General features: G+C 49.4%; 7 protein-coding genes and 2 rRNA genes. All 9 read left to right on the forward strand.

Going from position 1 to position 14,964, the window contains the following annotated elements; genetic code table 11:
• The 9 genes from dnaA to ACN9MT_RS00045 all read left to right on the forward strand — a co-directional run bounded on the left by dnaA (window position 1) and on the right by ACN9MT_RS00045 (window position 14,942).
• Entirely contained in the window at window positions 1-1,392 is a 1,392-nt protein-coding gene (gene dnaA, locus ACN9MT_RS00005; RefSeq protein WP_056064610.1) for a chromosomal replication initiator protein DnaA, read from the forward strand.
• Between the two features lie 191 nt (window positions 1,393-1,583).
• Window positions 1,584-2,717, forward strand: coding sequence for a DNA polymerase III subunit beta (dnaN, locus tag ACN9MT_RS00010; protein ID WP_023469864.1), 1,134 nt, complete (start codon window positions 1,584-1,586; stop codon window positions 2,715-2,717).
• Window positions 2,718-2,879: 162 nt separating this feature from the next.
• Entirely contained in the window at window positions 2,880-3,101 is a 222-nt protein-coding gene (gene yaaA, locus ACN9MT_RS00015; protein ID WP_023469865.1) for a S4 domain-containing protein YaaA, read from the forward strand.
• A gap of 1 nt (window position 3,102) precedes the next feature.
• Window positions 3,103-4,257, forward strand: a complete 1,155-nt coding sequence (gene recF, locus ACN9MT_RS00020; RefSeq protein ID WP_214856529.1) for a DNA replication/repair protein RecF — start codon at window positions 3,103-3,105, stop codon at window positions 4,255-4,257.
• A 10-nt stretch (window positions 4,258-4,267) separates the two neighbouring features.
• Window positions 4,268-6,181: a DNA topoisomerase (ATP-hydrolyzing) subunit B gene (gene gyrB / locus ACN9MT_RS00025; protein WP_200864062.1), complete on the forward strand. Its 1,914-nt coding sequence runs from the start codon at window positions 4,268-4,270 to the stop codon at window positions 6,179-6,181.
• A 27-nt stretch (window positions 6,182-6,208) separates the two neighbouring features.
• On the forward strand, window positions 6,209-8,821 hold the full coding sequence (gyrA, locus tag ACN9MT_RS00030) for a DNA gyrase subunit A (protein ID WP_035411718.1): 2,613 nt from the start codon (window positions 6,209-6,211) through the stop codon (window positions 8,819-8,821).
• An 88-nt stretch (window positions 8,822-8,909) separates the two neighbouring features.
• The gene (locus ACN9MT_RS00035; RefSeq protein ID WP_035411716.1) at window positions 8,910-9,953 is read left to right on the forward strand and encodes an HD-GYP domain-containing protein; all 1,044 of its coding nucleotides are present in this window, start codon (window positions 8,910-8,912) and stop codon (window positions 9,951-9,953) included.
• Window positions 9,954-10,298: 345 nt separating this feature from the next.
• A 16S ribosomal RNA gene (locus ACN9MT_RS00040) occupies window positions 10,299-11,860 on the forward strand.
• A 168-nt stretch (window positions 11,861-12,028) separates the two neighbouring features.
• A 23S ribosomal RNA gene (locus ACN9MT_RS00045) occupies window positions 12,029-14,942 on the forward strand.
• Together the 16S and 23S rRNA genes form the textbook arrangement of a ribosomal RNA operon.
• The last annotated feature ends 22 nt before the right edge of the window (window positions 14,943-14,964 follow it).

Consider the following 14,964-nt stretch of genomic DNA (forward strand, 5'->3'; position numbering starts at 1 on the left):
ATGAAAAACGCTGCCGAACTTTGGCATAATGTCTTATCTGTGATTGAGGAAGAGGAACGAACACCGAAAGCCAGTTATGATATGTGGTTGAAGTCCACAGAAGGCGTTACGCTAAATGGAACGACTTTACTCGTTTCAGCACCGGCTGCATTTACGGTGACGTGGCTTGAGCGCCAGTACTTATCTTTACTCGAAGACACAGTTGAGGAAGTAACCGGAAGCCGACTCGATATTCAGTTCATTGAAGAGGGACAAGCGAAGAAAATGCTCGATCGACAAGAAGAGGAACGGATCGAAGCAACACCGGCTCCAAAATCACGTCCATTGAACACGCGCAAACCGACAGATGAACTGACGATGAGTGAACTTGGACAATTAAATGAGAAGTACACGTTCGATACATTTGTCATCGGATCGGGGAACCGTTTTGCACACGCCGCTTCACTGGCTGTTGCTGAAGCACCTGCTAAAGCATATAATCCGCTTTTCATCTACGGTGGCGTTGGTCTTGGCAAAACCCATCTGATGCATGCCATCGGACAGTACGTTCAAGATCAAAATCTTGGGACACGGATTGCCTATGTCTCTTCTGAACGCTTTACAAATGACTTTATTAACTCCATCCGTGATAATAAGACGGTTGAGTTTCGAAATAAATACCGTAACATCGATGTCCTCTTAATTGATGACATCCAGTTCCTTGCGGGCAAAGAACAGACGCAAGAAGAGTTTTTCCACACATTTAATGCACTGCATAACGACCAAAAACAAATCATCATTTCGAGTGACCGACCGCCAAAAGAGATTCCAACGCTTGAAGATCGGCTCCGTTCTCGTTTTGAATGGGGATTGATTACCGACATCACGCCACCGGATCTCGAGACACGGATTGCAATCTTACGGAAAAAGGCGAATGCTGAACAGCTTGATGTCTCAAACGAAGTCATGCTCTACATCGCGAGTCAGATTGATACGAATATCCGTGAGCTCGAAGGAGCGTTGACGCGTGTCATCGCTTATGCGAATCTCGTCGGACGACCGATTGATCCAAATGTCGCTGCAGAAGCCTTGCATAACATCATGCCAGTCGCTGAACCGCGTAAAGTCACGATTCGTGACATCCAGGAGTCGGTCAGTAAGCATTTCAACTTGCCGTTTGATGATCTTAAGGCGAAGAAACGGACGAAATCGATTGCCTTTCCACGTCAAATCGCGATGTATCTTTCGCGTGAGATGACGGAAAGCTCATTACCGAAGATTGGGGAGGAATTTGGAGGACGCGACCATACCACCGTCATCCATGCCCATGAAAAGATCAGTATGTTGATCAAATCAGACGGTGAAACAGGAAAAGTCATCGAACAAATCAAGCATGAGTTGAAGCATTCGTAAAACTGTGGATAAACATGTGGATAAAGTAGGGTGGTTATCCACAACTTATCCACACCGTTTTTGGCTCTATATCAAGTTATCCACCGACTTATCCACACTATCCACAGCCCCTAAGACTATTATTAAAAAAATATATTATTATGTTATGATGGGCGCATGCCCATTATTTTCGAGAGGAGTCTAACGACGATATGCATATCACCATTCAACGCGAAGCTTTAATTCAAGCAGTACAAGATGTAGCCAAAGCGGTCTCATCCCGCACGACGATTCCGATTCTGACAGGGATCAAACTCGAAGCTCATGGAGATGGCATGACGCTGACAGGAAGCGATACAGAAATCTCGATTGAACGGACGATCTATGCAGAAGAGAACGGAACGTCTTATGTCACGGTCCACCGTGCTGGTAGTGTCGTCTTGAATGCCCGCTTCTTCGGCGATATCGTCAAAAAGATGCCAAAAGACGAAGTGACACTTGAAGTCTCACCGAACTTCATGACACGGATTCAGTCAGGAACAGCGGAATTCCATTTAAACGGTCTTGATCCAGATGAGTTCCCACGTCTTCCACAAGTCGATGGGGGACAACGTTTCCGTTTACCGGCTGATCTCTTACGGTCGATGATTCGTCAAACAAGCTTTGCTGTCGCTGTTCAAGAAACACGTCCTGTTCTCACAGGTGTGAACTTCTCAGCCGACAAAGGCATCTTGACGTGTGTCTCAACGGATAGTCACCGTTTAGCCCTGCGTCGTGCTCAGTTTGAGACAGATACGGACATCTCGTTCCAGAACGTCATCGTTCCTGGTAAGAGCTTAAATGAATTATCGAAGTTACTTGGGGATGGTCATGTGGATATTACGATCACGAACCAACAAATCTTGTTCAAGATGAAACACGTCCTCTTCTTCTCGCGTCTACTTGACGGAAACTATCCGGATACATCACGTTTGATTCCAGAAGAGTATCGGACAGCTGTCCGCATGAACGCGAAAGAATTGCTCCAAGCGATCGATCGCGCGTCACTGCTCGCACGTGAGGACCGTAACAACGTCATCAAGTTTGCAGCTGAAGGAACGACAGCGGTCGAGATCTCTTCGCATTCACCAGAAGTCGGGAAAGTCTCGGAGCAAGTCAGCATCCTTTCGCTTGAAGGGGAAGAACTGAAAATCTCGTTCAACTCGAAGTACATGATGGATGCCTTAAAGGCGCTTGACGCGACAGATATCGAAATCCAGTTCACGGGTTCGATTCGTCCATTCATCTTGCATCCAGTTGATCAAGATAACGTCTTGCAACTGATTCTTCCAGTCCGGACGGCGTAAGCATCAACATAAAACACGTGACAAGACGGGTTCGATCGTTTCGACATCGGACCCGTCTTTTTCGTATAGCGTATATACGTTCGGGAATTTTGCTAAATCGTTCAATATTTAGTACAATAAAGAGTACGTCATTTATAATATGTAGGTAGGAGGAGTCAATCCATGCAAGAAATCAGAATTACAACGGAATATGTCACATTAGGGCAGTTCCTGAAACTGTCGGATATCATCTCAAGCGGAGGGCAAGCCAAACCGTTTTTAGCAGAGGTGCCAATTCTAGTCAACGGCGAAGTCGATCAGCGACGTGGTCGTAAATTACGGGATGGAGACATCATTGATGTAGAAGACTACGGTCAGTTCATCATCAAGAACGAGGGTAACTAACGTGCGGCTGGATTCAGTCCGACTCAGTCATTATCGCAACTATGACGCACTCGAACTGTCATTCTCCGAAAAGACGAATGTTCTGATTGGTGAAAATGCACAAGGGAAGACGAACTTATTGGAAGCGATCTATGTTCTCGCTCTCGCGAAGTCTCACCGGACGACGCATGATAAGGAACTGATTGGTTGGGACCAGGAGACGGCGCGCGTCGAAGGACGTGTCGTCAAACGAACAGGTTCTCATGTCCAGGAGATCGTCATCTCGGGTCGCGGGAAAAAAGCAAAACTAAATCATCTAGAGCAACGACGCTTGAGTGATTATGTCGGGGCACTGAACATCGTTTTATTCGCCCCGGAAGATTTGCATATCGTCAAAGGCAGTCCACAAGTCCGCCGACGGTTTCTCGATATGGAGATCGGTCAAGTTAGCCCGGTCTATTTGCATGAATTGAGTCAGTATCTGAAAGTGTTGAAGCAGCGCAACGCGTTGCTGAAACAACTGTCCATGAAGGGAGGAGACGAGACCTTCCTTGATATCTTGACGGAGCAAATGATTACGCTAGCCGTTAAAATCGTTCAGCGCCGCCATCATTTCATGGCCCAACTCGAAAAGTGGGCACGACCGATTCATGACGGAATTAGTCGTGGACAGGAAGAACTCGCGCTCATCTATCGTTCGGACACATTTGGCAATGAATTACTCGATGTCGAAGGAATGACTGCGTCCTACACGCAGAAGTTTGGTAAAATAAAAGAAAATGAAATCCGAAGAGGAGTTACGTTGTTTGGACCACATCGTGATGACTTTGAGATGGAAGTCAACGGACGAAACGTCCAAACATATGGTTCACAAGGACAACAACGAACAGCAGCCCTCTCGTTAAAGCTTGCAGAGATCGAATTGATTCACGAGGAAGTCGGAGAGTATCCACTTCTTCTACTCGACGATGTCTTATCCGAGCTTGATGATCATCGTCAAACACATTTGCTCGATACGATGCAACAAAAGGTCCAGACGATCCTGACGACGACAAGCGTCGATGGGATTGCGCATGAAACGATCAACCAAGCGAAGTTGTTCCACGTGAAACAAGGGACGGTCGATTTGGAAGAGACATCATATAAAGAAACAGTAGGTGAGAAAACCGATGAGTAATCATGAAGATATGGAATTGGAACAAGGATACGGTGCCGATCAGATTCAAGTTCTTGAAGGATTAGAAGCAGTACGTAAACGTCCAGGGATGTATATCGGCTCGACGGCATCAAAAGGTCTCCATCACCTCGTATGGGAGATTGTCGATAACTCGATCGATGAGGCGCTCGCAGGATACTGTGACACGATCAAAGTCACGATCGAACCAGGGAACTCGATCTTAGTCGAGGATAACGGACGCGGTATTCCAGTCGACATTCAAGAGAAGATGGGTCGTCCTGCCGTTGAGGTCATCCTGACAGTCCTCCACGCCGGTGGTAAATTCGGCGGTGGCGGATATAAAGTATCGGGTGGATTACACGGTGTTGGGGCCTCGGTCGTTAACGCCCTGTCGACGAAACTTGAAGTATTCGTCAAACGGAATGAAAAGTTGTATTACCAAGCGTATCATCGCGGTGTACCAGCACAAGATCTTGAAGTGATTGGAACATCAGAAGAGACCGGAACGACGATTCGTTTCTTCCCAGACGGTGAGATTTTCCAAGAAACGCTCGAGTATGACTACGATTTGCTAGCGACACGCCTGCGGGAACTTGCTTTCTTAAACAAAGGCTTGAAGATCATCATCACGGACGATCGTGCGGATGAGCCGATGACGCGTAGTTTCCACTACGAAGGTGGGATTAAATCTTACGTCGAACACTTAAACCGTTCAAAAGAAGTCGTTCACGCAGAACCTGTCTACGTACACGGCACAAAAGACGGCATCGAAGTCGAAGTTGCACTTCAGTACAACGATGGATTTGCGTCAAATATCTACTCGTTCACGAACAACATCCCGACGCATGAGGGTGGTACGCACGAGACCGGCTTCAAGACAGCTTTGACACGCGTCATCAATGATTACGCGAAAAAGTTCGGTCTGATGAAGGATGCAGACGGTACACTGTCCGGTGAAGACGTACGGGAAGGGATGACAGCGATCGTTTCTGTCAAGCACCCGAACCCGCAGTTCGAAGGACAGACGAAGACGAAACTTGGGAATTCCGACGCACGTACGGTCACGGATTCGCTCTTCTCTGGTGCATTTGAGCAATTCATGCTTGAAAATCCGACGAACGCACGCGCAATCGTCGAAAAAGGGATGATGGCGTCGCGCGCCCGGATGGCAGCGAAACGCGCACGTGAATTGACACGCCGTAAAGGTGTTCTTGAAGTCAGCTCGCTTCCAGGTAAACTGGCCGACTGTTCGTCACGTGATGCGTCGATTTCCGAATTGTATATCGTTGAGGGTGACTCAGCGGGTGGTTCTGCGAAATCCGGACGTGATCGTCATTTCCAAGCAATCTTACCGATTCGCGGTAAAATCTTGAACGTTGAGAAAGCACGTCTTGATAAGATTCTTGGAAGCAATGAGATCCGGACGATCATCACGGCACTCGGGACAAGTATTGGTTCTGAGTTCAATATCGAGAAGGCACGCTACCACAAAGTCATCATCATGACCGATGCCGATGTCGATGGTGCCCACATCCGGACACTCTTGTTGACGTTCTTCTACCGTTACATGCGTCCGCTTGTCGAGCATGGATACGTCTATATCGCTCAGCCACCGCTATACGGAATCAAACAAGGGAAGAACATCACGTACGTGCACAACGAACGTGAATTGACAGAGGCGCTTGCAGCGCTTCCTGAAAACGCACGGTACGATATTCAGCGCTACAAAGGTCTTGGAGAGATGGATCCAGAGCAGCTTTGGGAAACGACGATGGATCCAAGTGGTCGTCAAATGTTGCGTGTCGAGCTTCAAGATGCGATCGAAGCGGATGAAGTCTTCGATATCTTGATGGGAGATCAGGTCGAACCACGACGCGACTTCATTCAATCTCACGCACATTACGTCAAGAACCTGGATATTTAACGCTGAACAGAGAGGGTGGCCAGAAGCATGTCCGAACAAAATCACGGAATCATCAAGGATATTAATATCAGTCAAGAGATGCGTACGTCCTTCATGGACTACGCGATGAGCGTCATCGTCGCACGTGCTCTTCCGGACGTACGGGACGGCTTAAAACCCGGACACCGCCGGATTCTCTATGCGATGAACGACCTCGGTATTCGTGCCGATAAACCACATAAAAAGTCTGCCCGTATCGTCGGGGAAGTCATCGGTAAGTATCACCCGCACGGGGATTCTGCCGTCTATGACACGATGGTCCGCATGGCGCAAGACTTCAGCTACCGCTACGAACTCGTCGATGGACACGGAAACTTCGGTTCAGTCGATGGAGACTCGGCGGCTGCGATGCGATATACGGAAGCTCGTATGTCAAAAATCGCGATGGAGATCGTTCGCGATATCAACAAAAACACAGTTGACTTCAAAGATAACTACGATGGTTCGGAACGCGAACCGGAAGTCTTACCGTCGCGCTTCCCGAACTTGCTCGTCAACGGTTCAAGCGGGATCGCGGTCGGGATGGCAACGAACATTCCGCCGCACCAGTTAGGTGAGGTCATCGATGGTGTCTTAGCATTGTCTCACGACCCAGAAATCACGATCCAAGAACTGATGCAGCACATTCCGGGACCTGATTTCCCGACAGCTGGTGAAATTCTTGGTCGTAGCGGGATTCGTCGCGCATATGAAACAGGACGTGGCTCTATCATCGTCCGTGCGAAAGCAGAAATCGAACAGACGAAAAAAGACCGGGAACGGATCATCGTGACGGAGTTGCCTTATCAGGTCAACAAAGCCCGCCTCGTTGAAAAGATTGCCGATCTCGTCCGCGAGAAAAAGATCGAAGGCATCACCGATTTACGGGATGAGTCAGATCGCCGCGGTATGCGGATCGTCATGGAAGTCCGTCGTGATGCGAATGCAAGTGTCATCTTAAACAACTTGTATAAACAGACGTCAATGCAAACAACATTTGGTGTCAACATGCTTGCGATCGTCGGAGGGCGTCCAAAAACATTGACGCTTAAAGAAATGCTCTATCATTACCTCGAGCATCAAAAAGAAATCGTTCGTCGTCGGACACAGTTCGATCTCGAAAAAGCAGAAGCACGTGAACACTTGCTCGCTGGTCTACGGATTGCGCTTGATCATTTGGATGAAGTCATTCAAATCATTCGCGGTAATCGGACAGCAGACGCAGCACGTGAACAGTTGATGGAGCGTTTTGCGTTATCTGAGAAACAATCACAAGCGATTCTCGATATGCGCTTACAACGCCTGACAGGTCTTGAGCGGGAAAAAATTGAAGCAGAATATGACGAAATCATGCAATTGATCGCGGAACTGAACCGCATCCTTGCGAGTGAAGAAGTCTTGCTTGATTTGATCCGGACAGAACTCGAGGAGTTGAAGGAACGTTTCAACGACGAGCGTCGGACGGAAATCCGGATGGATCATATCGAATTCGAAGATGAAGACTTGATTCCGGAACAGGATATCATCATCACGTTGACAAGCAGTGGTTATATCAAACGGATGACGACGGATTCGTACCGGACACAGCGCCGCGGTGGACGTGGCGTTCAAGGAATCGGAACGAACGACGAGGATTACGTTACGCGTCTCTTGTCTTGTTCGACGCATGATACGATTCTATTCTTTACGAACCGCGGGAAAGTCTACCGGATTCGTGGATACGAAGTACCGGAGATGAGCCGGACATCAAAAGGTGTGCCGATCATCAACCTCATCCAAATTGAACGCGATGAAAAGGTCGAGACGATGATTCCAGTCAACTTCAAACGTTATCTTGAGGAGCAACAAGCAACTGAAGCACCTGTCGAGGTGGTTGAAGGAGAGATTGAAGAGACGGAAGAAGCGCTCGAAACGGAAGAAGTCGTTCAAGATGAGCAAAAATCATTGATCTTCATGACACGTAAAGGACGCGTCAAACGTTCACCGTTGTCCGCATATGCCCGGATCAACAAAAATGGTTTGATTGCGATTCGGTTGTTTGAAGACGATGAATTGACATCCGTTCGTCTTGCATCGACGGATGATGAAGTCTTTGCTGTTTCAACAAGCGGGAAAGCGATTCGTTTCCCAATCACGAATGTCCGCTCGATGGGACGTGGTGCTCGTGGTGTCAAAGCGATGACGTTACGCCCAGACGATTTCGTCGTCGGGATGGAACTTGCACGTGATGCACAAGATGTTCTGGTTATTACGGAAAAAGGATTCGGTAAACGAACACCGATGACCGAGTTCCGTAGTCAATCGCGTGGTGGGAAAGGATTGATCGCGAGTAAGGTAACAGATCGCGTCGGTCAAATCGTTGCCATGCGAATCGTTGATGTCGATGATGACATCATGATCATGACAGAGAGCGGTATCGTTATTCGGACAGACTCGCAATACATTTCACGTGTCGGCCGCAACACCCAAGGGGTGAAGGTCATTCGAATTGAAGAAGGTGACCGTGTTGCAACGGTTGCGAAACTGAAACGAGAAGAAACCGATGAAACGGAAGAAGATACGGATCTTGTATCAGAAGAGAATGTAGTCGAATCGGATGCTTCAGAAGAAGTGGAAGAGTAAGCAAGACGTTAGTAAGGAAGCAGCAGAGTGATACCACTCTGCTGCTTTTATCTACATATATAGAAAGAAGAGAAAGGAACGAAGCGATATGCGAGTGGCAAGTGACCAATTACGCATCGGGGATCGTTTAACCGAATCGATCTACTTACATACAGATCATCCGATCGTAGAAGCAGGGAAAAAAATTGGAACCGACGAGTTACGACGAATCCAACGGTTTTTGATTAAAGAAGTCACCATCGAGGATCGTCCTGATCTTGTCGAAGGTGAAAAGATACAGATTGAAACAGTGGCTGCGCAGATAGAACATCCTTTTGAAGAGTTCATTCGCTCCTATAATAAAGTCTTCATGTCATGGGAACAGGGGATGAAGCCAAATGTGTATGAAGCTTTGAGTTGGGTCAAACAGTCCGTCCCGGAACAAATTACGAGACAAGATGTTCTGCCATTCTTCCTTGAACGGGGAACGGAAGCTTACACTGTGCGACATGCCATTTATCGAGGAGCAGTTGCCCAGATGCTCGCTGAAGCAGTCAGAAAAGAACGGAAAATGATCCATGAGCTGTGGACGGCATCTTATTTTGCGGATTACGGACTAGCGCGGATCATGGAATGGCGTCACACGAAACGTTATGAAGCGATGCAACAGGAAATTTTTCAACGTCACCCGGCAATGGCATATCAAGTCTTGCAAAAGGAGACGATTATCTCCGACACGGTAAATCGTTTGATTGTTCAACATCATGAACGTTTAGATGGATCTGGTTATCCTCTAAAGGTAAAAGGTGATAAGATTGCAGATCATGCTCGATTGTTCATTGTAGCAGATGTTTTTGCTGCAATGACAAGTTGGCGCCCATACCGGGAAGCGTATACGCCGTTTGACGCATATCGTCATTTAAAAGCGCGACCGATGCAATATTGTTCAAAATATGTATTGTTGCTTGGACAGTTACTTCTACCGATTGAAGTCGGTGATCGCGTATTGATGAGTAATGGGAAGATTGCAACAATCGCTCAAAAGAATCCAGTCTTTGATCGCCCCGTCATTTCTTATGAAGACCAGGGAAGAAGGATCATCGTTGATTTAATGGAAGAACGACAGCATAGCATCATTCAATTGATGGATTGATAAGGAATAAGTAGCCTCTTGAGCCGAATTCGTAAGGTTCAAGAGGTTTGTTCATGATTTTAAAAATAATTTTAAAATAAGTGTTGCGCAATAATAAAACGCATGATATATTATTACATGTCCTTAACAAAGACAAGCGCTTGAAACAAACGAAAAAACAATTTCAAAAAAGTTGTTGACTTCTTGTTTCAGACTTGATATTCTAATTGAGTCGCCAAAACAGGCGCGGACGAACTTTGAAAACTGAACGATGAGGCAAAAATCGTATTCTACGGAATACAAAAACGAATGAAGCGCAAGCTTCGTCAATCGTGGCTTCGGTCACACAACGAGCAAGTCAAACACTTTATGGAGAGTTTGATCCTGGCTCAGGACGAACGCTGGCGGCGTGCCTAATACATGCAAGTCGAGCGCAGGAAGCTGACGGAACTCTTCGGAGGGAAGGCAGTGGAATGAGCGGCGGACGGGTGAGTAACACGTAAGGAACCTGCCTCAAGGATTGGGATAACTCCGAGAAATCGGAGCTAATACCGGATAGTTCAACGGACCGCATGGTCCGCTGATGAAAGGCGCTTCGGCGTCACCTTGAGATGGCCTTGCGGTGCATTAGCTAGTTGGTGGGGTAACGGCCCACCAAGGCGACGATGCATAGCCGACCTGAGAGGGTGATCGGCCACACTGGGACTGAGACACGGCCCAGACTCCTACGGGAGGCAGCAGTAGGGAATCTTCCACAATGGACGAAAGTCTGATGGAGCAACGCCGCGTGAGTGATGAAGGTTTTCGGATCGTAAAACTCTGTTGTAAGGGAAGAACACGTACGAGAGGAAATGCTCGTACCTTGACGGTACCTTACGAGAAAGCCACGGCTAACTACGTGCCAGCAGCCGCGGTAATACGTAGGTGGCAAGCGTTGTCCGGAATTATTGGGCGTAAAGCGCGCGCAGGCGGCCTTTTAAGTCTGATGTGAAAGCCCCCGGCTCAACCGGGGAGGGCCATTGGAAACTGGAAGGCTTGAGTACAGAAGAGAAGAGTGGAATTCCACGTGTAGCGGTGAAATGCGTAGAGATGTGGAGGAACACCAGTGGCGAAGGCGACTCTTTGGTCTGTAACTGACGCTGAGGCGCGAAAGCGTGGGGAGCAAACAGGATTAGATACCCTGGTAGTCCACGCCGTAAACGATGAGTGCTAGGTGTTGGGGGGTTTCCGCCCCTCAGTGCTGAAGCTAACGCATTAAGCACTCCGCCTGGGGAGTACGGCCGCAAGGCTGAAACTCAAAGGAATTGACGGGGACCCGCACAAGCGGTGGAGCATGTGGTTTAATTCGAAGCAACGCGAAGAACCTTACCAACTCTTGACATCCCATTGACCGCTTGAGAGATCAAGTTTTCCCTTCGGGGACAATGGTGACAGGTGGTGCATGGTTGTCGTCAGCTCGTGTCGTGAGATGTTGGGTTAAGTCCCGCAACGAGCGCAACCCCTATCCTTAGTTGCCAGCATTCAGTTGGGCACTCTAGGGAGACTGCCGGTGACAAACCGGAGGAAGGTGGGGATGACGTCAAATCATCATGCCCCTTATGAGTTGGGCTACACACGTGCTACAATGGACGGTACAAAGGGCAGCGAGACCGCGAGGTGGAGCCAATCCCATAAAGCCGTTCCCAGTTCGGATTGCAGGCTGCAACTCGCCTGCATGAAGTCGGAATCGCTAGTAATCGCAGGTCAGCATACTGCGGTGAATACGTTCCCGGGTCTTGTACACACCGCCCGTCACACCACGAGAGTTTGCAACACCCGAAGCCGGTGAGGTAACCGCAAGGAGCCAGCCGTCGAAGGTGGGGTAGATGATTGGGGTGAAGTCGTAACAAGGTAGCCGTATCGGAAGGTGCGGCTGGATCACCTCCTTTCTAAGGAAAACGTCCCTTACGGGACATGCCCATCGTTCAGTTTTGAGAGCTCGTCTCTCACGTCTCGCAAGAGACACTCGCACCTTGAAAACTGAAGACATCAACAAGACATCAAACTTTTAATTAACCATGTCATTTAAGACGTGTGTTCTTAGAATACCAACGCTAGATCAAGGTATGAAGGGCGTACGGTGGATGCCTTGGCACTAGGAGCCGATGAAGGACGCGACGAACAGCGATATGCTTCGGGGAGCAGTAAGTATGCTTTGATCCGAAGATTTCCGAATGGGGGAACCCACCATCCGTAATGGGATGGGACATGTTACATGAATACATAGTGTAACGTGAGGCAGACCCGGGGAACTGAAACATCTAAGTACCCGGAGGAAGAGAAAGCAAATGCGATTCCCTGAGTAGCGGCGAGCGAAACGGGAACAGCCCAAACCGGAGAGCATGCTCTTCGGGGTTGTAGGACACTCTATACGGAGTCAAAAAGGAAGACAGTAGGTGAAGGACCTGGAAAGGTCGGCCGAAGAAGGTGACAGCCCTGTAGCTGAAACTGTTTTCCCTCCAGAGTGGATCCTGAGTACGGCGGGACACGTGAAACCCCGTCGGAATCCGGGAGGACCATCTCCCAAGGCTAAATACTCCCTAGTGACCGATAGTGAACCAGTACCGTGAGGGAAAGGTGAAAAGCACCCCGGAAGGGGAGTGAAATAGATCCTGAAACCGTATGCCTACAAGTAGTCAGAGCCCGTTAACGGGTGATGGCGTGCCTTTTGTAGAATGAACCGGCGAGTTACGATAACGCGCGAGGTTAAGCCGATGAGGCGGAGCCGTAGCGAAAGCGAGTCTGAACAGGGCGTTCAGTGCGTTGTCGTAGACCCGAAACCAGGTGATCTACCCATGTCCAGGATGAAGGTCAGGTAACACTGACTGGAGGTCCGAACCCACGCACGTTGAAAAGTGCGGGGATGAGGTGTGGGTAGCGGTGAAATGCCAATCGAACCTGGAGATAGCTGGTTCTCCCCGAAATAGCTTTAGGGCTAGCCTCGAGGTTGAGAGTTCTGGAGGTAGAGCACTGATTGGACTAGGGGCCCCCACAGGGTTACCGAATTCAGTTAAACTCCGAATGCCAGCAACTTATACTCGGGAGTCAGACTGCGAGTGATAAGATCCGTAGTCAAGAGGGAAACAGCCCAGACCGCCAGCTAAGGTCCCCAAGTGTATGTTAAGTGGAAAAGGATGTGGCGCTGCCTAGACAGCTAGGATGTTGGCTTAGAAGCAGCCACCATTCAAAGAGTGCGTAATAGCTCACTAGTCGAGTGGCGCCGCGCCGAAAATGTAACGGGGCTAAACATACCACCGAAGCTGCGGATTCCGTAAGGAATGGTAGGGGAGCGTTCCAAACCGCTGTGAAGCTGTACCGGAAGGAGCAGTGGAGCGTTTGGAAGTGAGAATGCCGGTGTGAGTAGCGAAAAGAGGGGTGAGAATCCCCTCCGTCGAAAGCCCAAGGTTTCCTGAGGAAGGCTCGTCCGCTCAGGGTTAGTCTGGACCTAAGCCGAGGCCGAAAGGCGTAGGCGATGGATAACAGGTTGATATTCCTGTACCGCCGATCCACCGTTTGAACAATGGGGGGACGCAGGAGGATAGTGACGCATGCGGATGGAAGTGCATGTGCAAGTTTCAAGACCGTCTGATTGGCAAATCCGTCAGGCACCACAGTCAAGGAACGACGCGGAGTCCCGTAGGGACGTAGGTCACGATTTCACACTGCCAAGAAAAGCCTCTAGTGAGGGGGAAGGCGCCAGTACCGTAAACCGACACAGGTAGGCGAGATGAGAATTCTAAGACGCGCGGGATAACTCTCGTTAAGGAACTCGGCAAAATGGTCCCGTAACTTCGGGAGAAGGGACGCTCTACACATGTAGAGCCGCAGTGAATAGGCCCAAACGACTGTTTAGCAAAAACACAGGTCTCTGCTAAATCGCAAGATGACGTATAGGGGCTGACGCCTGCCCGGTGCTGGAAGGTTAAGGGGATGGGTTAGCGCAAGCGAAGCTTTGAACCGAAGCCCCAGTAAACGGCGGCCGTAACTATAACGGTCCTAAGGTAGCGAAATTCCTTGTCGGGTAAGTTCCGACCCGCACGAAAGGCGTAACGATTTGGGCACTGTCTCAACGAGAGACCCGGTGAAATCATAGTACCTGTGAAGATGCAGGTTACCCGCGACAGGACGGAAAGACCCCATGGAGCTTTACTACAGCCTGATATTGAGGCTTTGTGCATGATGTACAGGATAGGCGGGAGACGTCGAGCCCGGAGCGCCAGCTTCGGAGGAGTCACCCTTGGGATACCGCCCTTCATGCATAGAGTCTCTAACTCGCAGCCGTGATCCGGCTGGAGGACCGTGTCAGGCGGGTAGTTTGACTGGGGCGGTCGCCTCCTAAACAGTAACGGAGGCGCCCAAAGGTTCCCTCAGAATGGTTGGAAATCATTCGTAGAGCGCAAAGGCAGAAGGGAGCTTGACTGCGAGACCTACAAGTCGAGCAGGGACGAAAGTCGGGCTTAGTGATCCGGTGGTTCCGCATGGAAGGGCCATCGCTCAACGGATAAAAGCTACCCTGGGGATAACAGGCTGATCTCCCCCAAGAGTCCACATCGACGGGGAGGTTTGGCACCTCGATGTCGGCTCATCGCATCCTGGGGCTGGAGTAGGTCCCAAGGGTTGGGCTGTTCGCCCATTAAAGCGGTACGCGAGCTGGGTTCAGAACGTCGTGAGACAGTTCGGTCCCTATCCGTCGTGGGCGCAGGAAATTTGAGGAGAGCTGTCCTTAGTACGAGAGGACCGGGATGGACGCACCGCTGGTGTACCAGTTGTTCCGCCAGGAGCATCGCTGGGTAGCTACGTGCGGACGGGATAAATGCTGAAAGCATCTAAGCATGAAGCCCCCTCCAAGATGAGATTTCCCTTTGAGTAATCAAGAAAGACCCCTCAGAGACGATGAGGTAGATAGGTCACGGGTGGAAGCATGGCGACATGTGGAGCTGAGTGATACTAATCGGTCGAGGCCTTGTTCTAGCAGATGCATTGTTGATGACTT

The sequence above is a fragment of the Exiguobacterium sp. R-17 genome (genome assembly GCF_049913315.1).
Classification (GTDB): Bacteria; Bacillota; Bacilli; order Exiguobacteriales; family Exiguobacteriaceae; genus Exiguobacterium_A.